The following is a 24835-nucleotide window of genomic DNA, read 5'->3' as shown; positions in this document are numbered from 1 at the left end:
ATACGCAGGCTAACCGAGTAGTTCATCCTCGAACCTTAGCGGTGTTGGCGAGTCCAACCGGCACCTTGACCAATGATGGCGTGATGATGCTGCGAGTTTTGCTCTTGAGTCTTACCTTGTTTACGGGCTTTGCCCAAGCGACGGTCTTACAACGCCCGGTCACTCTGGATACCGGCAGCGGCGAACTTTTCGGCTCGCTGTTGCTGCCAAAGTCCGACAAGCCTGTGCCGGTTGTCCTGATCATTTCCGGCTCCGGCCCTACAGACCGCGACGGAAACAACCCCGACGGCGGGCGCAACGACAGCCTTAAACGGCTGGCGTGGGTGCTGGCCAAACACAACATCGCCAGCGTGCGTTACGACAAACGTGGAGTGGCCGCGAGCCTGCCGGCGACGCCCGACGAGCGCAATTTGTCGATCGAATCTTATGCCGCCGATGCCGTGGCGTGGGGACAGAAGCTCAAGGCTGATCCGCGCTTCGGCCCGCTGATTCTGCTCGGTCACAGTGAAGGCGCGCTGATCGCCAGTCTCGCCGCGCCGAAAGTCGATGCGGCGGCGGTGATTTCTCTGTCGGGGAGTGCCCGACCGGTCGATCAAGTCATTCGGGAACAACTGGCACGCAGCCTGCCGCCCGCGTTGATGCTGCGCAGTAACGAGCTGCTCGACAACCTCAAGGCCGGCCGCACTGATGACAACGTGCCGCAGCCGTTGCAGGTGATCTTCCGCCCGAGCGTGCAGCCTTATCTGATCTCGCTGTTCCGTCAGGATCCGGCGCAAGACTTCGCGCAATTGAAAATGCCGGCGCTGATCATTCAGGGCAGCAACGACATTCAGGTTAGTGTTGACGACGCCAAGCGGCTCAAGGCTGCCAAACCGGATGCCGAACTGGTGGTGATCGAGGGCATGAACCACGTGTTGCGCATTGTGCATAACGACATGAAGCGGCAATTGGCCTCCTACAAGGATCCAAACTTGCCACTCGCGGCCGAGTTAGGCGCGACAATCCTCAGTTTTATTGACGGACTTCGCACCCGTTAAACGCTTTTGCCCTCCAGTACCGCAAAAAACGGCCGATAAGCCTTTGTCGCCAGCGCAACGGCTGGCGACAAGCAGGGCTTGGACAGGATCTCGCCGTTATGACTGATACCCAGACTTCACCCGACACCGCCGCTGAAAAAGACGCACCGCCAGCGGCCGAGCTGCCGTGGGCGGACGTCCACGTCGAGCACCACAAGATGCTCCGCCTGGCCCCGCTGCAGACCGACCGCAACACCGGCGGGCGGCCACTGCGCTTTGTCGAATTCGGTTACGCCGAGCGCAACAGCAAAGAAACCAGCCTGATGCGCATGGCGATCAAACTGCCGGGCCAGCGGGTGCGCAAAGAGCAGAACCAACTGGATGTGTGGGTTGATCACGCGACCAAGCGTGTGCATTTCGGCCCGGACAGCGGTTTGCAGATCGAACCGTTGAACCGTGGCATCGGCCGCTATATGGCCGCGCAAGGCATCAATTGGGCGAAGAAGCGCTGGCCGACCTACACCGTCGACGGCATGGATTTGAACAACAAGGACGCGCTGAACGAAGACACGCGCCTGCGTCGCGATCATTTCCTGCGCGTGCACGGCTTTGATGTGGTCTACGCCGATGCCCAGCATTTGAAGGGCAGCGTCAAGGAAGTGCAGGTCGGCGATTTGCTCGGCGACTGGAACAGCGAAAAGCTGCAAATCGTCGAGATTCTTGAAGCGGCGCAGATGCTCCAGCAGGCTGAGCAGAATCTGGCTGAGCAGGAAGTGAAGCTGAAGAAGCAGGAAGAGAAAGTCGGCAAGTTCAAACGTGAAGACGCCGGGTTGCGCTTTACGATTACTTGTCTGGTGGCGTTTGCGGTGTTTCAGGCGGGGTTGTTGATCTGGATTGCGACGCACCGGTAGATCAAAAGATCGCAGCCTGCGGCAGCTCCTACACTGGGATCGGTGTACACCCTTTTTGATCGTTCCCACGCTCCGCGTGGGAATGCAGCCCGGGACGCTCCGCGTTCCAAAAGCGGACGCAGAGCGTCCATTGAGACGTTCCCACGCAGAGCGTGGGAACGATCGGTCTCGATTAGACGCGGGAAGCGAACAGGGCCTGGTGGTTGCGGCATTGTTCTGCGGTCAGCATGAACACGCCATGCCCGCCGCGCTGGAAGTCCAGCCAGGCGAAGTCGACTTCCGGGTACAACGCGTCAACGTGCACCTGGCTGTTGCCCACTTCCACGATCAGCAAGCCCTTCTCGGTCAGGTGATCCGCCGCTTCAGCCAGCATCCGCCGAACCAGATTCAAACCATCATCACCGCAGGCCAGACCTAGCTCGGGCTCATGCTGATACTCATCCGGCATGTCGGCGAAATCTTCCGCATCGACATAAGGCGGGTTCGACACGATCAGGTCGAAACGCTGACCCGGCAAGCCATCAAAACCATCGCCCTGCACCGTGTACACGCGCTCATCGACGCCGTGGCGCTCGATGTTCTGATTGGCCACTTCGAGCGCTTCGAACGACAGATCGGCCAACACCACTTCGGCGTTCTGGAACTCGTAGGCGCAGGCAATGCCGATGCAACCGGAGCCGGTGCACAGGTCGAGAATGCGCGCAGGCTCGGTGCCGATCCACGGCGCGAAGCGGTTTTCGATCAGTTCGCCAATCGGCGAACGCGGAATCAACACACGCTCGTCGACAATGAACGACATGCCGCAGAACCACGCTTCGCCCAACAGGTACGCTGTGGGAATGCGTTCTTCGATGCGGCGCTTGAGCAGGCGTTGCAGGTTGACCAGTTCGTCGTCTTCCAGCGCGCAATCGAGATAGCTGTCGGCGATTTCCCATGGCAGGTGCAAGGCACCGAGTACCAATTGGCGGGCTTCGTCCCACGCATTGTCGGTGCCATGGCCGAAAAACAGATCCTCCCCATGGAAGCGGCTGACGGCCCAACGGATGTGGTCGCGCAGGGTACGAAGTCGGGAAGTGATCACGGGGCAGAACTCCAGAAAAAACGACTGGCGATTCTACCAGCCAAAACGCGTAACGACGACGCAGGAAAAACTTCGAGCGACGGTAGGAGTTTTCTTTTTTTTGCATCAGCCATTGAACAGAACGTGTAACGTGACGGGGCTGCAGGCCACAATCGACGGTGCCTACGATGGTAGCGATTCACAGAATCGCTCAGCCAGAGGACAATGCCGCAAAAGCCCCACCCCAAGGAGCCCCAGAATGTCCGTTCCAAAAACGATGTTTCAACTCAGCGGCCGCGGTTACGCAGCGGCCACTCTGAGCCATGCCACCGTGGTCATCATCGATGCCCAGAAGGAGTACCTCAGTGGCCCGCTGGCCCTGAGCGGCATGGACGCGGCCGTCGCGAACATCAAACAAGTGGTTGCCGCAGCCCGTGCAGCCGGTCGGCCGATCGTGCACGTGCGTCACCTCGGCACCGTTGGTGGTCTGTTCGACCCGCAAGGCGAGCGCGGTGAGTTCATCCCGGGCCTCGAACCGCAGGGCGACGAAACCATCATCGGCAAACTGCTGCCGAGCGCGTTCCACGGCACCGAGTTGCTCGATCGCCTGCAAAACCTTGGTTCGCTGGATCTGATCGTTTGCGGTTTCATGAGCCACTCCAGCGTCAGCACCACGGTGCGCGCCGCGAAGAACCTGGGTTTCCGCTGCACTTTGGTTGAAGATGCCTGCGCCACCCGTGACCTGCCGTTCAAGGGCCGTGTGCTCAGCGCTGAACTGGTACAAGAAGCCGAAATGGCGATCATGGCCGACAATTTCGCCACCCTCGCCTTGACTCAGGATCTGATCTGATTCGAGCTCAGATGAGCGGCGCGCATGGCCGCTCATCCGCAAAATCCTCTCATTTGCCGCAATTGCCTTAGCCTCAGGAACAACATCGTCAACTCCCGGTCGAAGGGCCGATACCATTGAGGAAGGTCGGAATGAAGTTATCCGATGGATTTGACGCTCGCCGCTTGCGGCCCAAAGGCCAAAGTAACTGGCGTTTTCGATTCGGCGCTGCGATCGCTGCCATTCTGGCGACGTTCGGGGTGCTGCTGGCGATGGCCGGTGCCGCCAGCCTGCTGGGGCGCCCGCCGGCGCTCGGTGATTTGAATGCCACGCCGATGGGTTCGGCAATCATTCTGGCGGTCGGTTTGCTGTTTCTGTATTTCGGTGTCGCCCTGTGGCGCCGCTGCCGCCGTCGCGCACGGCAATCGCGGGAACTGAACATGTCCCCGCACCTGATGAAAAAACACGATTGAACAATGGCCTGGCTTTTTGCCGGGCCGTTTTGTTTCGACTTGGGTAAACTGGCCGCCCTTCGCGGAGGCTGACATGCAAGACGACGATTTTTCCCTGTTCAAAAACGAGCTGCGCGGCGTCAAGCCGATCAAGCACGACCGCGCCGACACCGGCAAGCCTAAGACTGACCGCGCGCAAATCGCCAAGCTGCGCCAGTCCGCCACCGTGCGCACCGACGCCACCACCGTTGATGGTCTGTCCGATCAGTTCGTGATCGACGTCGGCCCGGAAGACGAGCTGATGTGGTCGCGCGACGGCGTGCAGGAAAGTCAGATGCGCAAGCTCAAGGTCGGTCAGATTCCGTTTGAAGGCAGCCTCGATCTGCATGGCATGAGCGTCGAAAAGGCTCGCGAAACCCTTTGGGCTTTTCTTGCCGAAGCGACCAAATTTGAAATCCGCTGCGTGCGTGTGACTCACGGTAAAGCCGTGCGACTGGACGGCAAGCGACCGATGATTAAAAGCCACGTCAACACCTGGCTGCGACAGCATTCGCAGGTGCTGGGGTTTTGCTCGTGTCAGGCCAAACATGGCGGCGCGGGTGCGGTGTACGTGATGCTCAAACGCACGATGATGGAAGGTCGCGACGAGTAACGCGAACCGCGCATCACGCCGTTTATTGATAGGCAATGTTGACCAGCACCGAAGCCTCGACCGTTCCCGAGGTGATCGGCGCAGCGCTTTGTACATACTCGACGGCCAACGGCAGGTTAATGACCTGGCTCGCGCCGGGCTCGGAATCGAGGGTCAAATGCGTTCCGCCGACCGAGAACAATTCATTCGGCGTCATTTCGATGGGTACGCCATCGGATAGTAACTGCACGCCAATGCCCTTCGCTGTTGAACCGGTGTTCAGCGTAACGACAGACCCGGTGGTACCCGGTGTGGAACCATCCGTGAGTGCCACAACCGCATGGGCATTTGGATCGCATTGGAAGCCCAGGTTGAAGGCCGTACGTCGCGCAACACTGCCTACACCATTGAAACTGGTGCGCGAAACGGCAGGCAATATGACGGATGTATTAGAAACCACTGGAACGCAGGTACTGGTCACTCGCGTGATATTGGCACCGTAGGAAATATAACTACTGGTCTCATTGTTGTTTGCCCACTCCGCATGCTGACAACCCACGGAGAAGTTTGGGGTCATTGTAGTGCCTTCAGCTACTACAGACTTTATTTTGATCAAACGGTAACGAAGCGTTACTGCTTGTAAGCCGTCGACAGGTGTATCCGGACTGATGATAAATACTGCAGTGGCGCCTTGATAGAGTATGGGCACTGGTGTGCCATCGCTTCCTAAAAATTGGAAGCCGATTCCATCGTTCAAACCGGCATAGGTATAGGTATTGGCGAACTGAGTAGCGGTTAGCGAAAAGCCTCTGCCCGCCAACGACCAGCCACCACCACCTTCACAGCCAGTGTCGGCATCTGATTTACTGCTGCATTGAATATGCAACGAAGTAGAGTTATCAGACCCGGGAATGACTGATCCGATGGGCAGAGCGCTCCAGCTTTTTGCCTGAAACCCCAGTCTTGTTGGAAGCTCCGCCGTAGAACAGTTGTCATGTGGCTGATCCCATGCATTGGCAGAAACCGAAAATAGCGACATCAAACAAGAAAAAATCCATGCGATTAAATGTTGATTATTTTTTCTATCCAGCATGATTAAGGGCTCTCTGATAATTCGAATGGAAGAGCAACTTCAGCCAACGACTCAGCCATGAACACACGTGGCGTCGACCTGCTGATACAACTGATCCTCTGCCCCGGTTGCCGGGTCAAAACGCAACAGGCATGACTGCCCTGAATCCTCTCCCCAGACCGCTTTCAAACCTTGGTGCTCACCGCGCACGAAGATCAAACCGCCCTGCCCGACCAACGCAATCTGTTTACCGTCCGCGTCCACTACCTGCGCCCCGAAAGGCACGTCGGCGTTATTGTCCAGTCGCAGCAACAGCGGTTTGCCGATGATCGTCGGGTAATCCAGCCGCACGATCGCACCCCGGCGCGGCGCGACTTGTTGCTGGGTGTTCTCCAGTTCAACGTCGACGGGCAAGCCTTTTGGGTTGATTCCGACATTGTTGTTGCGATACGGCACCAGCCCCGCTGTCAGTGCCTGGCCATCGTCATCGAGCGCGTTGCCCTGACCGTTGGCCACACTCGCCCCGCCGGCGCCTCTGGCTTCAATCAATGCCATGGTCTCGCCCTGTTCGGGACTGAAAACGATGCCGCCGGAGTGGGCAACAACGGTACCGCTGGCCGAACCGGTGTATTGGGTAAAGTCTTCGCCGCGACTGACGCTCGCCCCGACCTGCGCTATCGAGGAGCGGTACTGCACGTTGCCGCCGTAACTGTGCGTGGCATCGTCATCGCTGCTGGAGCGACTGGCGTACACGCCATAGTTGGCCTGATTGCGCTCGCCGGCCGTGCCAGTGACGTTGGTACGCACCGTGCTGTTGTTGTCGCCGTCATAAGAGGCAGTTGTGCTCAAGGTCGGACGTCGTGAGCCGGAACCCAGCGGAACACTCAAGCTGAGCAGATAGGTGTCGTTGCTTTCGTCGTCCTGGAACTCGCGACCGGCCGACACGCTCAGGCTGCCCCAGTTGAAACTCTTGCTGTAGCCCACCTGATACGTGGTGGAGTCGGCGCGGCCATCCCAATAACTGCTCGACACACCGTTCACATAGAAGTCACCCACTTCACCCATCGGCTGGCTGACGCTGACCTGGAAACGGTTGCGCTCGAGATAGGCCTGGGTTGGATCGCCTTCGTGCAAGTGAGCAAACGTGCTGAGCCCCAGATACCCCTCACTGGAAAATCGGTAGGCAGCCAAGGCGAAATTGGTGCGGGTTTCATCGATCAGTTTGCTGTAACTGATGCGGTAACTGCGCCCGCTCGAATCACCGGAGCCTTCATCGGTGGTAATTTGCGGCAAACCTGAGGCCCTCGAGAACGAGGCATCAAACGCGATCGCACCAATCGGCGTACCGACTGCGGCACCGGTTATCAGCGAGCCGTAGTCTTCGGCCAGAATTCCGCCGCCGTACAAGGTCAGCAGGTTGGATATGCCTCGGCGGTAGGTGCCTTGGGTGAAACGCAACTGGTCGTCGAGGTTGTCATCGCGGTAACGCCCCACGGTCAGGCTGAAACGCGATGCGCCGGGACGCAGCATTTGCACCACAGAGGCAAACGCAACCGTGAAGGTTTTCTGCCGGCCATCGGCCTCGGTGACGGTTACGTCGAGATCACCGGCATACCCGGTGGCGTACAAATCGTCGATGACGAAGGCGCCGGGAGCCACGGTGACTTCGTGGATGATCCGCCCGGCCTGGCGAATGGTGACTTTGGCGTTGGTGTCGGCGATACCACGGACAATGGGTGCGAACCCGCGTTCGCTTTCCGGCAGCATGCTGTCGTCGCTGGCCAGTTGCACACCGGTGAAAGGCACACTGTCGAAGCTGTCGCCGGGGGTGAAATATTCGCCCAAAGTGAACTGCGCTTTCATCGGCGAGACATCGTGCTGTGCATAGCTGTTGGTGGCGCTGTACGTGCTGCCGGCATCGTCGTCGTAGTTGAAATTGCCGTTATGGCGCAATCGCCAGTCGGCAACGTTGAAACCGCTGTTCACACCGAGACTGAAACTGCTGCTGTCGTCGCCGACGCTGTTCTGGTTTTCGAAGGCGTTGGCGTTGTAAGTGACAAAACCGGCGGTGACGCCCGAATCCCATTCCGAAGGATCGACGTAACCGCGCCTCACTCGCCCGGCGTAGGCCTGCGGGATACTCAGATCGCCTTGCAGACTGGCCATGTCCATACGAAAGGAAGCACCGGGAATCAACGCCTGTACTTCTACGCAATCGCTGGCGAGGGTCTTGGCGACCTGCTCCTGATCCGGCAGTTTGTTCACTCTTACGCCCCAACGCTCGACGTCAGCAGCGCGAAAGCAAAAGCGTGATGCATTCTTCCCGGCGGCGACCACGCGCACGGTCTGACTCATTTGATCTTTGCCATTGACCGTCACCTGCAGTCGATATTCACCGGCGGGCACCAGGCCGGCCCGGGCGTAGCGCGACAGATCGAGATTCTGGCCATAGCCTTGCAAAAACGTACTGTCAAAGGTGACGTCAGCCGGCTTGGTGCCTGCGAAAACCGCGCCACTTGCGCCGCCTATCAACAACGTCAACGCTTGTAGAACAGCCGTCTGCAAACGCTTCTTGCGCACAGCAAAATGCTTCCCGACTGCCGAATGCAGTCGATACAAATCAGTCATGGCGAACTCAATGCTTTTCGATCAAGTCAGCGTTCAGGCAGATCCGTTTTGCCGGCGCTCACGTGATGTAGAAAATTTTCCTCGATAACCGCGCACAGCGGTCACTGGCCGAGGCTGTACCGTTGGGCGTTGGCATTGCCGTAGTCACTGATCCATCGACTGTCGACTTCGCCACTCGCCACGTTTGAGCTCAGGCCCTTCAAGGGGAAATCAAAGGTGCCACTCGGTCCGACCATGCCGCCGTCGGTATTGGCGTAACGCTGGCCGCCGGCGTTGAGCGCCACTTCACTGAAGCTGATGTTGTAACGAGCCTTGTTGTGCGCGCGCAGCACGTAACCTTGCGCCGCGTGCACCACTTCCCAAGTCACTTGCTCGGCGGCTTTTTCCGGACTGCCCGGTAAGTCCGAAGGTCGCAGGAATAATTTCAGGCGTGAGCGAAAGGCGATCTGCATGACGTTTTGCCCTGGCGCGGTCGCCGATTTTGGCGGCACTTCGAGCACATTGAGCCAATACACCGACTCACGATCCGTGGGTACATCACCGCCGATGTAAGCAATGCGCAATGTCTGGCCCTTGCCCGGCTCAATACGCATGAGCGGCGGCACGATCACAAATGGCAGCTTTTGCGCGCCCGGAGTCGACGCGGGATCGCCCTTGTCCAGCCAGGTTTGCACCAGCGCCGGCTGGCTGCCGCTGTTGGTCAGGCCAACAGTGATTTCACGCTCTGCCGTCGGGTAGACAAAACGGGTGCCGGCGACCTGTACGCTTGCCAGCGCGCCATTCGATCCCAGTAGCGCACTGAGCAAAAGGCCTTTGAGCAGGTGTGTCAGAGTGGTCTTCATGGTTTTTTCCACAGGCGCCGGGCAGGCAGTTGCGCGGATAACCGCGGCTGGCTGCCCACGTGTCTTTACTGGTAGTCCAGGGTGTAAACCAACTGGGTATCGACCTGGCCCGCCGTCGCAATGCCCGTTGCCACGTAACGCACGGCATAGTTGAGATCAGCCACGCCGGCACCGCCCTGATCCACGAACGGCACGTAGCTGTTGCCGGTGTTATCGCGCAGGTCGATGGGGGTTGCCGCGCCATCAAGCACTTGCACCTGGACGTTTGTGGCAGCACTCACCGAGGCGGTGTTTTGCAGATAGCCAGTGGCCGGATCCACGTTCAGTGGCGCAAATGCGGCGCGAACGCTGCCAGTGGTAGGGCAACCACTGAGTTGCATGGTGAAACCTTTGGCACCGGCGGTGTCGCCCGGAGTCGCGAGAGCGCTTTTGGAAACCGCCGGCAAGGTGATTGTGGAGTCGCCGGTGCCACCGTCCACGGCGATCAAGCAGGAAGCATCCGTTACCTGACCTTGAATGGTGATGGTGCCGTCCGCCGCAGAGGCGCCCGACGCGGCCAAAAGACCAGCACCAGCCAGTAAACCGACCATGTAGATTTTCGCGCTCATTGCAGTGTTTTTCATTTGAATTCCTGTCAGTCAGTCCCCTCTGCCGTCAAAACTTGCTAGCGGCAGACATCTCGATGTTTTCGAGGGGAGAAACTTTGCCGAGGAACGCCCAAGAACACTGTAGGAAATTTCCTATTCCCAGAAAAAAAATGTGGAATTGAGAAAACTTCCAGCATGCGCATACGCGGCCAGAATTGGCCCTTCGCGCCCACCGGCCATACAACTGCCGACACACTTACGCTACCATGTGCGCCATGGCGGGTATGAACCCTGCGTTTATTGTCATTCAGCCTGAAACAGCTGCTTGGCACACAATTGGTACAGACACAAAACAGTACCCCTCTGAAACCCTTATGGAATCAGCCTCTGTGACACTGGAACAGAACTACACCGCGATTCTCGGCCAACTGGGCGAGGACGTCTCCCGCGAGGGCCTGCTCGACACGCCGAAGCGTGCCGCCAAAGCCATGCAGTACCTCTGCCGCGGTTATGAACAAACGCTTGAAGAGGTCACCAATGGTGCCCTGTTCAGCTCCGACAACAGCGAAATGGTGCTGGTCAAGGACATCGAGCTGTACTCGTTGTGCGAACACCACATGCTGCCGTTCATCGGCAAGGCGCACGTTGCGTACATCCCGAGCGGCAAAGTACTGGGCCTGTCGAAGGTTGCGCGCATCGTCGACATGTACGCGCGTCGTCTGCAGATTCAGGAAAACCTCAGCCGCCAGATCGCCGACGCCATCATGCAAGTGACCGGCGCACTGGGCGTTGCCGTGGTGATCGAGGCCAAGCACATGTGCATGATGATGCGCGGTGTCGAGAAGCAGAATTCGTCGATGATCACTTCGGTGATGCTCGGTGAGTTCCGTGAAAACGCTGCCACCCGCAGCGAGTTTCTCAGCCTGATCAAGTAACGCGCCGCACGAAAAAAACCGGCATTCATCGCCGGTTTTTTTTCGCCCGTGAAAAATCGGGTAAGCTGCGCGCCTTTCTCAATCTGCACCGTGAGGCTTTCAACGTGTTCGTCAAAGCGCTTCGTGTCGGCCTCGGCCAACTGGTTATCTTCATCGACTTCCTCACCCGCCCGGGCAAGAAAAAGCGCCCCGCCGCTGCTCAGGCTCAAGTGGACGCTGCCGCGAAAGATCTGACCCTGTATCAGTTTCACGCCTGCCCGTTCTGCGTGAAAACCCGCCGTACGTTGCGTCGCCTGAATGTGCCGGTGGCGTTGAAGGATGCGAAGAATAATGAGCAGGATCGCCAAGCGCTGCTGGAACAGGGCGGCCGGATCAAAGTGCCTTGCCTGCGCATTGAAGAGAATGGGCAGATGACGTGGATGTATGAGTCGAAGGTGATTATTGATTATCTGGATAAGCGATTTGCTGCGGTCTGATATTTTTTGTCGTGCTGACTGACGCCTTCGCGAGCAAGCCCGCTCCCACAATTTGAAATGCATTCCCCTGTGGGAGCGGGCTTGCTCGCGAAGAGGCCCGCACAGACACAGCAAATCCCAGACAAAAATAAACCGGCCCTTGAGCCGGTTTATTTGTTTTTATCAGGCCGCTTTATTTATCTGCGCCTGCCGCACCACCGCCGCCAGCCGCTTCAACCCTTCATCCAGCCGCGCCGGACCAATATGGCTGAAATTCAAACGCAAGTGCCCATGATGATTATCCGGCTCCGGGAAGAACGGTTCGCCCGGCATAAACGCCACATCATTGGCCAACGCCTCATTCAATAGCGTTCGCGTATCCAGCGGTTGCTTCAACGTTAGCCAGAAAAACAGCCCGCCCTGCGGCATGTTCCAATCCGCCAAATCGGCAAAATGCGTTTCCAGTGCCGATTGAAACGCATCGCGTCGCAGCCGGTAGAACCCACGCAACTCACTCAAATGCTGCTGATATTTCTCTGTGCCGATCCATTGCAGCGCCTGCCATTGGCCGATGCGGTTGGTGTGCAGATCCGCCGATTGCTTGAGTTTAAGCAAGTGCGGAAACAGATCCGGGCTGGCGATCAAGTAGCCAACGCGCAAACCCGGCAGCAGGGTTTTCGACACGGTGCCGGTGTAGATCCAGCTGGATTTCTGCAAGCGTCCGGCAATCGGTTTGGCGCTGCCACCGTCGAAGGTCAGTTCGCGGTAGGGCTCGTCTTCGATCAAGGTCACGCCGAATTCATCGAGCAATGCGGCGACTGCTGCGCGTTTGGCTTCGCTGTAGCGCACGGCTGATGGGTTCTGAAAGGTCGGGATCAGGTAGATGAACGCCGGACGATGCTGTTCCAGACGATTACGCAAGTGCGCCAGGTTCGGGCCGTCGGACTCTTGCGGCACGGTCAGGCAATCGGCGCCGAACAGCTGGAAGATTTGCAGCGCGGCCAGATAGGTCGGCGCTTCGAGCAGAATTTCCGTGCCTTTGTCGATGTACAGCTTGGCCGCCAGATCGAGGGTTTGCTGGGAGCCGCTGACCACCAATACCTGACTGGCCTGACAATCCAGACCGAGCGCCCTCGCCTCCGCCGCCAACGCTTCGCGCAACGCCGGTTCGCCTTCGCTCATGCCGTATTGGCCGAGCGCCAGCGGCATGTCCGCCCATTCGACTTTCGGCAACATAGCTTCGGCGGGCAAACCTCCAGCAAACGACATCACCTCAGGACGCTGGGCGGCGGCGAGGATTTCACGGATCAAAGAACTTTTAAGGCGCGAGACACGTTCGGAAAAAGCCATGGAGGTCACCGGTAGCGAGGCAGGTTTAAAATGAGTCAAACTGGTTGACTGAAATTACGACAGCTTGAGCGAGTACGTCAACATGCTTGACCTTAAAAACCCAACGAGCCAGCAACAGGCGATGGAAGCGTTTTTCTTCGGCTATCAGGCGTTCACCGCCAAGGCTGACGAAATGCTCGAGCGCCGCGGGTTGTCGCGGGTGCATCAGCGCATCGTGTTTTTCATCGCGCGTTATCCGAATTTGAGTGTGAAAGAATTGCTTGGCTTGCTCGGCGTGAGCAAGCAGGCGCTGAACATGCCGTTGCGGCAGTTGCAGGAAATGCACCTGGTCGACAGCGTGGCGTCGGAGGCGGACAAGCGTAAACGGCTGCTGGAATTGACGGCAGAAGGCGCGAAGTTTGAGCAGGCGCTGCGGCGTGAGCAGGTGAAGTTGCTGGAGCGGGTGTTTGCCGAGGCTGGGGAGGCGGCGGTGAATGGGTGGTTGGCGGTGAATCTGGCGCTGGGGAACAGTCAGACAGTTCTCGATTGAATGGGCCGGCCTCTTCGCGAGCCAGCTTTGCTCCTACGGTTTGAGTTGCCTTGTAGGAGCAAAGCTTGCTCGCGAAGGGGCCCTCAAAGGCGATATATCCCTATCAATGGAACTTTCGTAAACAAAACCAAAAACAATATTTGCTTTATTTGTACACAAAAGCATAATCCACAGCGTGCGAGTTCCTGACCGCATGGTCAACAAATTCGCAAGTGCCTCAAAGGGCCGCTGCCACCCCTCATGGGTCCGGCCCTGGAAATAACAATAAAACTCTTGAGGAGTACTCGCTGTGGAAAGCCGCAAATCCGAAGCATCGACGCTGGATCTCTCGCCGCCATTACGCACTGGCCTGCTGGAGCGCTTGTTCAAACTCAGCTTGCATGGCACCACGGTGAAGACCGAGCTGATTGCCGGTCTGACTACCTTCATCACCATGGCTTACATCATCTTCGTCAACCCGAACATCATGGCCGATGCCGGGATTGACCACGGTGCGGCGTTCGTCGCCACCTGTATCGCTGCCGCATTGGGCTGCCTGTTGATGGGCCTGTACGCCAACTGGCCAGTCGGCCTGGCACCGGGCATGGGCCTCAACGCGTTCTTCACGTACACCGTGGTCGGCACCATGGGCTACAACTGGGAAACCGCGCTCGGTGCGGTGTTTGTTTCCGGTGTGTTGTTCATGATCCTGACCTTCTCGCGGATTCGTGAGTGGCTGCTCAACAGTATTCCGGTCAGTCTGCGCTATGCGATGGGTGCCGGTGTTGGCTTGTTCCTCGGCCTGATCGGTCTGAAAACCGCCGGCATCGTTGTCGACAGCCCGGCGACGCTGATCAAGCTCGGCTCCCTGCGTGAGCCCGGCCCGCTGCTCGCAGCCATCTGCTTCCTGATGATTGCGATCCTCAGCTACCACAAAATCTTCGGCGCGATCCTCATCAGCATCATCACCGTAACCCTCGCCGGTTGGGGTCTGGGCATCGTGCATTACGAAGGGATCATGTCGACGCCACCAAGTCTGGCGCCGACCTTCATGGCGATGAACGTGGCCGGCGTATTCAACGTCAGCATGATCAGCGTGGTGTTGGCCTTCCTCTTTGTACACATGTTCGACACTGCCGGTACGCTGATGGGCGTTGCTCAGCGCGCCAATCTGGTCGGCGCTGACGGTCGCATCGAAAACCTCTCCCGCGCGATGAAAGCCGACAGTGCTTCCAGCGTATTCGGTGCGGTAGTCGGCGTTCCGCCCGTCACCAGTTATGTAGAAAGTGCTGCCGGTGTGGCCGCTGGTGGTCGGACTGGTCTTACCGCAGTGACCGTAGGTGTGCTATTTATAGCGGCAATGTTTTTCGCACCGCTGGCCGGCATGATTCCCGCTTACGCCACCGCCGGTGCATTGATCTACGTAGCAATGCTGATGATGGGCGGCATGGCCCACATCGAGTGGGACGAAGCCACCGATGCCATCCCGGCAATCGTCACCGCCATCATGATGCCGCTGACCTTCTCGGTCGCCGACGGTATCGCACTGGGCTTCATCACCTACGTGGCGCTGAAGGCCGGTACCGGCAAGTACAAGGAAATCTCCGTGAGCCTGTGGGTGCTCTGCGCGATCTTCATCGCCAAGTTCATCTTCCTGTAAGCGCTACGCGGTTCAGGCTTCAAAACGGCCTCACCCTCACGGGTGGGGCTTTTGTGCATTTTTCAGTACAACAAAAAAGGAGGAAAGTGATGAGTCTGGAAACCTGGCTGCTGTTCAGCGGCGCTGCGTTGGTGGTGATCCTGATTCCGGGGCCACTGTCATTGCTGATGATCAGCAACAGTCTGAATTACGGTCTGCGCCGTTCTTACCCGGCGTTTTTGGGTGGCGTGATTGCGTCGATCTGTTTGCTCAGTGCTTCGGCGCTGGGACTGGGCGCCCTGCTGTTGGCGTCGGAGCAGTTGTTCAGTGCGCTGAAAATCGTCGGGGCGCTGTATCTGTTCTACCTCGCCTGGCAGAGCTGGCAGCAATCGCGTCAGCCGTCGGTAGGCGCGGAAGTGCCTCAGGCTGCACCGACTCCGCGCTTTCGCACCTTGTTCGGGCGCGCGTTTGTGCTGGGCGCGAGCAATCCGAAGGACATCCTGTTCTTCGCCGCGTTTCTGCCGCAGTTCCTCAGCGCGCAGCAGCCGTTCCTGCCGCAGTTACTGATCATGATTGCCACCTGGGTGGTGCTTGATCTGTGCTGCAAACTGGCTTACGGGCTGGGTGCGCATGGCGCGGCGCGGTATTTGCGTAGCGGTAAGGGGCAGAGTTGGTTTAACCGGATCAGTGCCGGGTTGTTCAGTGGTGCGGGTGCTGCATCCCTGTTGAGCCGCTAACAGCCAAAGCTTCGCGAGCAAGCCCGCTCCCACATTTGGAATGCGTTCCACCTGTGGGAGCGGGCTTGCTCGCGAAGGCGTCAGACCAGACACCACTTTCTCAAGGACGAAAAAAAGCCCGCAGTGTGGGCGGGCGAAAGACCAAAGAAGCTATATGCGCAGTCGCTTCCCGGTGGGGGCAGCTGCTTGGGGGTCAGCTGCCCCGGTACGTGGAATAGCTGTACGGCGAAATCAGCAACGGAACATGGTAGTGATCCTGTTCGGCAGAGATGCCGAAGCGCAGTACAACCACGTCCAGAAAGGCCGGTTCCGGCAACTGAACACCACGGGCGCGGTAGTAATCGCCCGCGTGGAACTGAACCTGATAAACGCCGGTACGATAATCATCGCCTTGCAGCAGCGGTGCATCGACCCGGCCATCGCTGTTGGTAATCGCACTGGCGACCAATTCCAGTTGCGAACCTTCAACGCGGTACAGCTCGACCTTGATCGAACTGCCCGGGCAACCGTGTGCAGCGTCCAAAACGTGTGTTGTCAAACGTCCCATTGATTCTGCGCGCCTGCCTGCGTGGAAGCAGTCAGACTTCGCGCCTCCCGAAGTCAGTTGAAAAGGAGACCGCACCGATTCGGAGCACGAAAAGCTGCGGCGAGCGACTGATTAAGACACTTTTCAAAAAAATTGTACACAATAAAAACGACATTTTTCACATCACCCCCGCCATTCGGGCGTTTCCCCTTGATCTGCCAGCAACGCGCCTATTCATTGAACCTCCTATCCATAAGCTGACGGGTCAGGCAGGTTTATTGCAGGCTCACGCCAATAGCAGTAAAAGATGACAGTCGGTGAAAAATGCGAAAATTCAGGCTTACAAATTGCGATTAAAGTTGTATACAATCAGCCCATCGCTGTGACGCCAGCCTGTTCACTCACCGCCAGGCCGCCACAAAATCCCGACTTTGAACAAGTCATGAATAAGAAGGAAGACTGCAGTGAGCGCTGACTACCCACGCGACCTGATCGGTTACGGCAGTAACCCTCCTCACCCACACTGGCCGGGCAATGCCCGCATCGCCCTGTCCTTCGTACTCAATTACGAGGAAGGCGGCGAGCGCAACATTCTGCACGGCGACAAAGAATCCGAAGCGTTCCTGTCTGAAATGGTTGCTGCTCAGCCGCTGCAAGGCGCGCGCAACATGAGCATGGAATCGCTTTACGAGTATGGCAGCCGTGCCGGCGTCTGGCGGATCCTGAAACTGTTCAAGGAATTCGACATTCCGTTGACCATCTTCGCCGTGGCCATGGCCGCTCAGCGCCACCCGGATGTGATCCGCGCGATGGTCGATGCCGGTCACGAGATCTGCAGCCACGGCTATCGCTGGATCGACTACCAGTACATGGACGAAGCGCAGGAACGCGAGCACATGCTCGAAGCGATCCGCATCCTCACCGAAATCACCGGTGAGCGCCCACTGGGCTGGTACACCGGCCGCACTGGCCCGAACACCCGTCGTCTGGTGATGGAAGAAGGCGGTTTCCTCTACGACTGCGACACCTACGACGACGACCTGCCCTACTGGGAACCGAACAACCCGACCGGCAAGCCGCATCTGGTGATCCCGTACACCCTCGACACCAACGACATGCGCTTCACGCAAGTGCAGGGTTTCAACAAGGGTGACGACTTCTTCGAATACCTCAAAGACGCGTTCGACGTGCTCTACGCCGAAGGCGCTGAAGCACCGAAAATGCTCTCGATCGGTCTGCACTGCCGCTTGATCGGTCGTCCGGGTCGCATCGCCTCGCTCAAACGCTTTATCGAATACGCCAAAAGTCATGAACAGGTGTGGTTCAGCCGTCGCGTCGACATCGCGCGTCACTGGCATGAAACCCAGCCGTACCAAGGGGCCGCCAAATGAGCCGCTTTCAAACCCTGCAACCGTCGACCCTGAGCCGCGACGCTTTCGTCAAAGCTTTCGCCGACATCTACGAACATTCGCCATGGGTGGCCGAGAAGGCCTACGACCTGGGCGTGGACGCTTCGATCGACGAGATCGAAACCCTGCACCAGCGCATGAGCGACATCCTGTTGAGCGCCGATCACGCCAGTCAGCTGGCACTGATCAACGCTCACCCGGACCTGGCCGGCAAAGCGGCCGTCCAGGGCCAACTGACCGAAGCCAGCACCAATGAACAAGCTGGCGCCGGTATTCACCAATGCACGGCCGAAGAGTTCCAGCGCTTCACCGAGCTGAACGACGCCTACAAAGCCAAGTTCAAGTTTCCCTTCATCATGGCGGTAAAAGGCAGCAACCGGCATCAGATCCTCGCGGCGTTCGAAACGCGCATTCACAACTCGCAAGACACCGAGTTCAAGTGCGCGCTGGCGGAGATCAACAAGATTGCCCTGTTCCGTTTACTGACCCTATAGCGAGCCTGGCCCGAGAAACCTCTAGAACGCTTGTGTTTCCCAGGGCCCTGCAAGCATCCCCAGCCACTTATTTAAAGGCAGACAAGAAGAATGAAAGCTTACGCCGTACCTTTCGAGAAGTTCGTCAACCTGGCCGATGCCCGTCTGGGCACCAAAATCATCTCGGTCACCGATGACTGGTTCGCAGACGCCAATCGTCTGTTCCAACCGACCCCGGCCGTATGGAAGGAGGGCGTGTTCGATGACAACGGCAAGTGGATGGACGGCTGGGAATCGCGCCGCAAGCGCTTCGAAGGCTTCGACAGCGCAGTGATCCGTCTGGGCGTACCGGGCTCGATCAAAGGCGTGGACATCGACACTTCATTCTTCACCGGCAACTTCCCGCCATCGGCCTCGCTGGAAGCGTGCTTCCTGGCCTCGGGCGAGCCTGATGACAACACTCAGTGGACTGAAGTGCTGTCGGCTGTCGAGCTGCAGGGCAACAGCCACCACTACCACGAAATCAGCAACGACCAAGCGTTCAGCCACCTACGCTTCAACATCTACCCGGACGGCGGTGTTGCCCGTCTGCGCGTGTACGGTGTGCCGCATCGCGACTGGTCGGCCGTTGGCGACAACGAGCAAGTCGATCTGGCAGCAGCCCTCAACGGTGGCCGCGCCCTCGCCTGCTCCGACGAACACTTCGGCCGCATGAGCAACATCCTCAACCCGGGCCGTGGCATCAACATGGGCGACGGCTGGGAAACTGCACGTCGTCGTACGCCGGGCAATGACTGGGTCATCGTCGCGCTGGGTCACCCGGGCGAGATCGAGAAGATCGTCGTCGACACCCTGCACTTCAAAGGCAACTACCCGGACACCTGCTCGATCCAGGGCGCGTTCGTGAAAGGTGGTACTGACAGCCAGATCGAAACCCAGTCGCTGTTCTGGCGCGATCTGCTGCCAAGCCAGAAGCTGGAAATGCACGCCGAGCACACCTTCGTCGAGCAGATCAAAGCACTGGGCCCGATTACCCACATCCGCCTGAACGTGTTCCCGGACGGTGGCGTGAGCCGCCTGCGCGTTCTCGGCAAGGTCGCTAAATAAGGTTGAACCCATTCGCGAGCAAGCTCGCTCCCACAAGGGATTGCATTCCAAAGGTGGGAGCGAGCTTGCTCGCGAAGGCGTCAGAACAGTCAACACAGAATTCGGATAAGAAGAACAGCATGCGCACACTAACGATTGAACCGCTGACCAAAGAAGCCTTCGCCCCTTTCGGTGACGTGATCGAAACCGACGGCAGCGATCACTTCATGATCAACAACGGTTCGACCATGCGCTTCCATAAACTGGCGACGGTCGAAACCGCTCAGCCTGAGGACAACGCGATCATCAGCATCTTCCGCGCCGACGCGCAGGACATGCCGCTGACCGTTTGCATGCTGGAACGCCATCCGCTGGGCAGCCAGGCTTTCATACCGCTGCTCGGCAACCCCTTTCTGATCGTGGTCGCGCCAGTTGGCGATGAACCTGTATCAGGCTTGGTCCGCGCCTTCGTCACCAACGGCAGGCAGGGCATTAATTACCATCGCGGCGTTTGGCACCATCCGGTGCTGACGATCGAAAAGCGGGATGACTTCCTGGTGGTTGATCGCAGTGGCACAGGCAATAACTGCGATGAGCATTTTTTCAAAGAGGAAGAGCGTCTGTTCCTCGCCCCCCACCAATAAGAGAAGGTCTGATCACTCGACAACAAGAGTGACAGGCGAGAGGTAAAGACTGTGGAAGCACATCTGTTGGAATGGCTGAACCTGAGCGTGCGCTGGGTTCACATGATTACTGGCGTGGCCTGGATCGGCGCGTCGTTCTACTTCGTCTGGCTGGAGAACAACCTCAACCGCGTCAACCCGAAAACCGGTCTGGCCGGTGACCTGTGGGCGATCCACGGTGGCGGTATCTATCACCTCGAAAAATACAAACTGGCCCCGCCGTCGATGCCGGAGAACCTGCACTGGTTCAAATGGGAAGCCTACTTCACCTGGATGTCGGGTATCGCGCTGCTGTGCGTGGTGTTCTACTCCAATCCGACGCTCTACCTGCTGGCTCCGGGCAGCACACTGAGCGGCCCTGAAGGCGTGGCCATCGGTATCGGCTCGCTGTTCCTCGGCTGGTTCATCTACTCCTTCCTGTGCGACTCGGCCTTGGGCAAACGCCCTGCTCTGCTCGGCTTCATTCTGTTCGTGCTGATCATCGGCGCGGCGTATGGCTTCAGCAAAGTGTTCAGCGGTCGTGGTGCGTACCTGCACGTTGGCGCGATCATCGGCACCATCATGGTCGGTAACGTGTTCCGCATCATCATGCCGGCGCAACGCGCACTGGTGGCGGCGATTGCCGAGAACCGCACGCCGGATCCGGCACTGCCGGCCAAAGGCTTGCTGCGTTCGCGTCACAACAACTACTTCACCCTGCCGGTGCTGTTCATCATGATCAGCAACCACTTCCCGAGCACCTATGGCAGCCAGTACAACTGGTTGATCCTGGCCGGGATCGCAGTGTTGGCCGTGTTGGTGCGTCACTACTTCAACACCCGTCACGACAGCCACAAGTTTGCCTGGACTCTGCCGGTTGCAGCGGTAGGCATGATCACGCTGGCGTACGTCACCGGCCCAACGCCGATGTCGACCGCTCCGGAAGTGGCCAAGGCTCCAGCAAAAATCGAGTATCAACCGCTGCCGGAAACGGCACTGGGTGGTGGCGCGAAACCGGCGGAAGCGGCACCGGCAGCTCCTGCCGAACCTGCTGCACCGGCACAAGCCTCCAACGCCGGCCCTGGCTTTGACAAAGTGCACAGCGTGATTCAAGAACGCTGCGCGGTTTGCCACTCGGCCAAGCCGACCAGTCCGTTGTTCAGCGCAGCGCCAGCGGGTGTGATGTTCGACACCCCTGAGCAGATCCGCCAGAACGCGGCGCGGATTCAGGCACAAGCGGTCACCAGTCAGATCATGCCACTGGGCAACATCACACAGATGACCCAGCAAGAACGTGACCTGATCGGCGCCTGGATTGTGCAGGGAGCCCAGACCAACTAAGCCGTAAAACTTCGCGAGCAAGCTCGCTCCCACAAGGACACCTTTAATCCCTGTGGGAGCGAGCTTGCTCGCGAATGGCCGCAACGCGGTCGACCTGATGCAAAGGACAGCTGCGAGCAACCCGGCAGCTGTTCAATCACAAGAATAAAAAGATCTGAGGTGTTGCATGTCCGAGCTGTCCAAAGCGCGCATCCCCGACGCACCCGCCATTCAGCGATTGCCCCTTTTGCAACTGATCCTGGTCGGTTTGCAACATGTTCTGCTGATGTACGGTGGTGCCATCGCGGTGCCGCTGATCATTGGACAGGCCGCTGGCCTGAGTCGTGAAGAAATTGCCTTCCTGATCAACGCCGACCTGCTGGTCGCCGGTGTCGCCACCATCGTGCAATCCATGGGCATCGGCCCGATGGGCATTCGCATGCCGGTGATGATGGGCGCCAGTTTTGCCGCTGTCGGCAGCATGGTCGCCATGGCCGGCATGCCCGGTATCGGCCTGCAAGGCATCTTCGGCGCAACGATCGCCGCCGGTTTCTTCGGCATGATCATCGCGCCATTCATGTCCAAGGTCGTACGCTTCTTCCCGCCTCTGGTGACCGGCACGGTCATCACCTCGATCGGTTTGTCGCTGTTCCCCGTCGCCGTAAATTGGGCTGGCGGCGGTGCAGGCGCTACGCAATTCGGTTCACCGATTTATCTGGCCATCGCCGCCCTGGTGTTGGGCACCATTCTGCTGGTGCACCGCTTCATGCGCGGTTTCTGGGTCAACATTTCCGTACTGATCGGTATGTGCTTCGGCTACATCCTGTGCGGCGTGATCGGCATGGTCGACCTCAGCGGCATGGCCAATGCGCCATGGATTCAGTTCGTTACCCCGCTGCATTTCGGCATGCCGAAATTCGAACTCGCGCCGATCCTGTCGATGTGCCTGGTGGTGGTGATCATCTTCGTCGAGTCCACCGGGATGTTCCTCGCGCTGGGCAAAATCACCGGCCAGGAAGTCTGCCCGCGCATGCTGCGTCGCGGCTTGCTGTGTGATGCTGGCGCCTCGTTTGTCGCCGGTTTCTTCAACACCTTCACCCACTCCTCGTTCGCGCAAAACATCGGCCTGGTGCAGATGACCGGCGTGCGCTGCCGCTCGGTGACCATCGTTGCCGGTGGCTTGCTGATCGTCCTGAGCCTGCTGCCGAAAGCCGCGTTCCTGGTGGCATCGATTCCACCGGCAGTACTCGGCGGCGCAGCGATTGCGATGTTCGGCATGGTCGCCGCGACCGGCATCAAGATTCTGCAAGAAGCCGACATCGGTGACCGTCGCAACCAGTTGCTGGTGGCGGTGAGCATCGGCATGGGCCTGATCCCGGTGGTGCGCCCTGAGTTCTTCGCGCACCTGCCGCTGTGGATGAGCCCGATTACCCACAGCGGCATCGCCATGGCAACGCTCAGCGCGCTGACGCTGAACCTGCTGTTCAACATTCTCGGCGGCAAAGAGCGCGCGGCCATCAACGACTGCCACGCACACCAGCACTAACAGCAACACCGAAGTACTCCTGTAGGAGCAGAGCTTGCTCGCGAAGAGGCCAGGTCAGCCACCATCAATGTTGAATGACCCACCGCTTTCGCGAGCAAGCTCTGCTCCTACAAGGGCAAGCAACAGCTCTGCGCCTCAAACAATAAAAACAAGAGGGAGCAACAGATGATTCGTACACAGACAAACATGCTGTTGGGTGGTGGCCTGCTGGCCGCGAGTCAAGCCATGGCTGGCGATTTACTGCTGTGGCAAACCAACAGCCTCAGCTACCTGTACGGCAAGAATTTCGCGATCAACCCGTCGATCCAGCAGACGGTCACGTTCGAGCACGCCGACAAGTGGAAATACGGCGACAACTTTCTCTTCGTCGACAAAATCTTCTACAACGGCGAAGAAGACCGCAACAAAGGCCCGCACACCTTTTACGGCGAATTCACCCCACGCTTCTCGTTCGGCAAGATCTTCGACCAGAAGATCGAATTCGGCCCGATCAAAGACGTGCTGCTGGCGATGACCTACGAGTACGGCGAAGGTGAAAGCGAGGCCTACCTGATCGGCCCGGGCTTCGACCTCAAGGTGCCCGGCTTCAACTACGTCACCCTCAACATCTTCCGCCGCCAGACCGAAGGCCCGCGCCCCGGCGACGGCGTGTGGCAGATCACCCCCGGCTGGTCTTACAGCATTCCCGTGGGCAATTCCGACGTGCTGATCGATGGCTATCTGGATTGGGTGGTCGACAACGACGAGAACTCGCGCGGCACCTACCACGCCAACCTGCACATCAATCCGCAGATCAAATATGACCTCGGCAAAGCCCTGGGCTGGAGTCAGAAGCAGCTGTACGTCGGCACCGAATACAGCTACTGGAAGAACAAATACGGCGTCGAAAGCAGCCACAACCTCGACACCAATCAGAACACCGCCAGCCTGCTTGTGAAGGTGCATTTTTAAGATGACCCGCAACCGTGCCCCATACCTGTCGTCGGTGCTCTGTTGCGGGGCACTTGAGAGCTGGCCGAGGAGTCAGTATTCTCCGCGGCCTCATGAATTCGGTCTAAAAAAAAGCCCGGATTTAATTCCTGACCGACGGGCCAACTTATCCCGGCCCCGGCCAGTACCGAGGCATCCCGAGAACACGCTCAATCGACTGTTTTGCAGCAGCCGACGGGCGTTTTTTTGCTTTTCGAAAAGCCTTGGCCCAGCTCTTGCTAACACCAGCAAAGCTGACCGATTGGATGACTTTTGCAGTAACGAAAAAAGGCGCCACACCAGAGCGCCGATCTTAAAAAAAATAAACGTGGAACACCTACTTTGGGAGCAACCGAATGAAACGTACGTGCACCAGCCTGATGCTTGCGGGATCGATGCTGGCCGGCGGCCAGGCCATGGCCGATGGCCTGCTGCAGTGGCAGAACAACAGCCTGACCTACCTCTACGGTAAGGACTTCAAGGTCAACCCTGCGATCCAGCAGACCGTCACCTTCGAGCACGCCGATGCGTGGAAGTATGGGGACAACTTCCTGTTCGTCGACAAGATCTTCTACAACGGTGACAAGGACTTCAACAACGGCCCGAACACCTACTACGGCGAGTTCCAGCCGCGCATCTCGCTGGGCAAGGTACTCGACCAGAAGATCGAATTCGGCCCGATCAAAGACGTCCTGCTGGCGATGACCTACGAGTTCGGCGAGGGTGACACCGAGTCCTACCTGATCGGTCCTGGCTTCGACCTGGCCATTCCGGGCTTCGACTACTTCCAGCTGAACTTCTACCAGCGCCACACCGAAGGCTCGCGCCCGGGTGACAACGTCTGGCAGATCACCCCGGTCTGGTCCTACACCATCCCGGTCGGCGACTCGAACGTGCTGATCGACGGTTACATGGACTGGGTCGTCGACAACGACGAAAACAACCGTGGCGAATACAAAGCCAACCTGCACTTCAACCCACAGGTCAAATACGACCTGGGCAAGGCGCTGAATTTCGGCGAGAAGCAGCTGTACGTCGGTGTTGAGTACGACTACTGGAAAGACAAGTACGGGATCGACGACACCCGTGCGTTCACCACCAATCAGAACGTGACCAGCTTCCTGGTGAAGTTCCACTTCTGATTACACGGCAACCTGTACACAGGTCTTTCACGGCAAACGTGAAGGATCTG

General features: G+C 58.4%; 25 protein-coding genes. 18 read left to right on the top strand and 7 right to left on the bottom strand.

Annotated features, from left to right (window positions below):
* Positions 1-83: 83 nt before the first annotated feature.
* Positions 84-1037: an alpha/beta hydrolase gene (locus AD669_RS08470; protein WP_053118699.1), complete on the top strand. Its 954-nt coding sequence runs from the start codon at positions 84-86 to the stop codon at positions 1035-1037.
* Positions 1038-1135: 98 nt separating this feature from the next.
* Positions 1136-1927 carry a hypothetical protein gene (locus AD669_RS08465; protein WP_053118679.1) on the top strand — a complete coding sequence of 264 codons (792 nt, stop codon included), beginning with the start codon at positions 1136-1138 and terminating at the stop codon, positions 1925-1927.
* A 172-nt stretch (positions 1928-2099) separates the two neighbouring features.
* On the opposite strand, the gene prmB is transcribed toward AD669_RS08465, so the two are convergent.
* Positions 2100-3008: a 50S ribosomal protein L3 N(5)-glutamine methyltransferase gene (gene prmB / locus AD669_RS08460; protein ID WP_053118677.1), complete on the bottom strand. Its 909-nt coding sequence runs from the start codon at positions 3006-3008 to the stop codon at positions 2100-2102.
* A gap of 238 nt (positions 3009-3246) precedes the next feature.
* On the opposite strand from prmB, the gene AD669_RS08455 reads away from it, so the two are divergent.
* From AD669_RS08455 to AD669_RS08445, 3 genes are all read left to right on the top strand, one after another.
* Positions 3247-3837, top strand: a complete 591-nt coding sequence (locus AD669_RS08455) for a cysteine hydrolase family protein (protein WP_053118675.1) — start codon at positions 3247-3249, stop codon at positions 3835-3837.
* A 131-nt stretch (positions 3838-3968) separates the two neighbouring features.
* Entirely contained in the window at positions 3969-4289 is a 321-nt protein-coding gene (locus tag AD669_RS08450) for a hypothetical protein (protein WP_007914024.1), read from the top strand.
* Positions 4290-4362: 73 nt separating this feature from the next.
* Positions 4363-4920 (top strand): Smr/MutS family protein, encoded by a 558-nt coding sequence (locus AD669_RS08445; RefSeq protein ID WP_053118673.1) that lies wholly within the window; start codon positions 4363-4365, stop codon positions 4918-4920.
* 22 nt (positions 4921-4942) lie between these two features.
* On the opposite strand, the gene AD669_RS28020 is transcribed toward AD669_RS08445, so the two are convergent.
* The 4 genes from AD669_RS28020 to AD669_RS08430 all read right to left on the bottom strand — a co-directional run bounded on the left by AD669_RS28020 (position 4943) and on the right by AD669_RS08430 (position 10064).
* Positions 4943-5992 (bottom strand): fimbrial protein, encoded by a 1050-nt coding sequence (locus AD669_RS28020; RefSeq protein ID WP_082341410.1) that lies wholly within the window; start codon positions 5990-5992, stop codon positions 4943-4945.
* A gap of 51 nt (positions 5993-6043) precedes the next feature.
* Positions 6044-8599: a fimbria/pilus outer membrane usher protein gene (locus AD669_RS08440; protein WP_053118671.1), complete on the bottom strand. Its 2556-nt coding sequence runs from the start codon at positions 8597-8599 to the stop codon at positions 6044-6046.
* 101 nt (positions 8600-8700) lie between these two features.
* Positions 8701-9441, bottom strand: a complete 741-nt coding sequence (locus AD669_RS08435) for a fimbria/pilus periplasmic chaperone (RefSeq protein WP_053118669.1) — start codon at positions 9439-9441, stop codon at positions 8701-8703.
* A gap of 65 nt (positions 9442-9506) precedes the next feature.
* Entirely contained in the window at positions 9507-10064 is a 558-nt protein-coding gene (locus tag AD669_RS08430) for a fimbrial protein (RefSeq protein WP_053118668.1), read from the bottom strand.
* A 353-nt stretch (positions 10065-10417) separates the two neighbouring features.
* On the opposite strand from AD669_RS08430, the gene folE reads away from it, so the two are divergent.
* Together folE and AD669_RS08420 are read left to right on the top strand one after the other, a co-directional pair.
* A complete protein-coding gene (folE, locus tag AD669_RS08425) occupies positions 10418-10963 on the top strand; it encodes a GTP cyclohydrolase I FolE (RefSeq protein WP_053118666.1) in 546 nt (181 codons plus the stop codon).
* Positions 10964-11067: 104 nt separating this feature from the next.
* Positions 11068-11439, top strand: a complete 372-nt coding sequence (locus AD669_RS08420) for a glutathione S-transferase N-terminal domain-containing protein (protein ID WP_053118664.1) — start codon at positions 11068-11070, stop codon at positions 11437-11439.
* 162 nt (positions 11440-11601) lie between these two features.
* Here the strand turns inward: AD669_RS08420 and AD669_RS08415 are convergent, their stop codons facing one another.
* Positions 11602-12768 (bottom strand): PLP-dependent aminotransferase family protein, encoded by a 1167-nt coding sequence (locus tag AD669_RS08415; RefSeq protein WP_053118662.1) that lies wholly within the window; start codon positions 12766-12768, stop codon positions 11602-11604.
* 82 nt (positions 12769-12850) lie between these two features.
* Here AD669_RS08415 and AD669_RS08410 point away from each other — a divergent pair, with 82 nt between their 5' ends.
* The 3 genes from AD669_RS08410 (at position 12851) to AD669_RS08400 (ending at position 15652) form a co-directional block, all read left to right on the top strand.
* Positions 12851-13297, top strand: coding sequence for a MarR family winged helix-turn-helix transcriptional regulator (locus AD669_RS08410; protein ID WP_053118660.1), 447 nt, complete (start codon positions 12851-12853; stop codon positions 13295-13297).
* A 289-nt stretch (positions 13298-13586) separates the two neighbouring features.
* Positions 13587-14936, top strand: coding sequence for an NCS2 family permease (locus AD669_RS08405; RefSeq protein WP_053118658.1), 1350 nt, complete (start codon positions 13587-13589; stop codon positions 14934-14936).
* An 89-nt stretch (positions 14937-15025) separates the two neighbouring features.
* On the top strand, positions 15026-15652 hold the full coding sequence (locus AD669_RS08400) for a LysE family translocator (protein WP_008080903.1): 627 nt from the start codon (positions 15026-15028) through the stop codon (positions 15650-15652).
* 193 nt (positions 15653-15845) lie between these two features.
* On the opposite strand, the gene uraH is transcribed toward AD669_RS08400, so the two are convergent.
* Positions 15846-16199 (bottom strand): hydroxyisourate hydrolase, encoded by a 354-nt coding sequence (gene uraH, locus AD669_RS08395; protein WP_008031462.1) that lies wholly within the window; start codon positions 16197-16199, stop codon positions 15846-15848.
* Between the two features lie 443 nt (positions 16200-16642).
* Here uraH and puuE point away from each other — a divergent pair, with 443 nt between their 5' ends.
* The 8 genes from puuE (at position 16643) to AD669_RS08355 (ending at position 24785) form a co-directional block, all read left to right on the top strand.
* On the top strand, positions 16643-17569 hold the full coding sequence (gene puuE / locus AD669_RS08390; RefSeq protein ID WP_034151757.1) for an allantoinase PuuE: 927 nt from the start codon (positions 16643-16645) through the stop codon (positions 17567-17569).
* Entirely contained in the window at positions 17566-18081 is a 516-nt protein-coding gene (uraD, locus tag AD669_RS08385) for a 2-oxo-4-hydroxy-4-carboxy-5-ureidoimidazoline decarboxylase (RefSeq protein ID WP_008080897.1), read from the top strand. The genes puuE and uraD overlap by 4 nt, the downstream gene beginning before the upstream one ends.
* 90 nt (positions 18082-18171) lie before the next feature.
* Positions 18172-19167 carry an allantoicase gene (gene alc, locus AD669_RS08380; protein WP_053118656.1) on the top strand — a complete coding sequence of 332 codons (996 nt, stop codon included), beginning with the start codon at positions 18172-18174 and terminating at the stop codon, positions 19165-19167.
* Positions 19168-19286: 119 nt separating this feature from the next.
* Positions 19287-19790, top strand: a complete 504-nt coding sequence (locus tag AD669_RS08375; protein WP_053118654.1) for an ureidoglycolate lyase — start codon at positions 19287-19289, stop codon at positions 19788-19790.
* A 51-nt stretch (positions 19791-19841) separates the two neighbouring features.
* Positions 19842-21149 carry a urate hydroxylase PuuD gene (locus AD669_RS08370; RefSeq protein WP_053118652.1) on the top strand — a complete coding sequence of 436 codons (1308 nt, stop codon included), beginning with the start codon at positions 19842-19844 and terminating at the stop codon, positions 21147-21149.
* Positions 21150-21315: 166 nt separating this feature from the next.
* Positions 21316-22674, top strand: a complete 1359-nt coding sequence (locus tag AD669_RS08365) for a nucleobase:cation symporter-2 family protein (protein WP_053118650.1) — start codon at positions 21316-21318, stop codon at positions 22672-22674.
* Between the two features lie 165 nt (positions 22675-22839).
* On the top strand, positions 22840-23625 hold the full coding sequence (locus AD669_RS08360; protein ID WP_053118648.1) for an outer membrane protein OmpK: 786 nt from the start codon (positions 22840-22842) through the stop codon (positions 23623-23625).
* Between the two features lie 374 nt (positions 23626-23999).
* Positions 24000-24785, top strand: coding sequence for an outer membrane protein OmpK (locus AD669_RS08355; protein ID WP_053118646.1), 786 nt, complete (start codon positions 24000-24002; stop codon positions 24783-24785).
* Positions 24786-24835: the final 50 nt, after the last annotated feature.

The sequence above is a fragment of the Pseudomonas sp. P1.31 genome (genome assembly GCF_001269815.1).
GTDB classification, from domain to species: Bacteria; Pseudomonadota; Gammaproteobacteria; order Pseudomonadales; family Pseudomonadaceae; genus Aquipseudomonas; species Aquipseudomonas rustica.
Note: the sequence above shows the minus strand (reverse complement) of the source record. Positions and strands in the feature narration are given on the sequence as shown.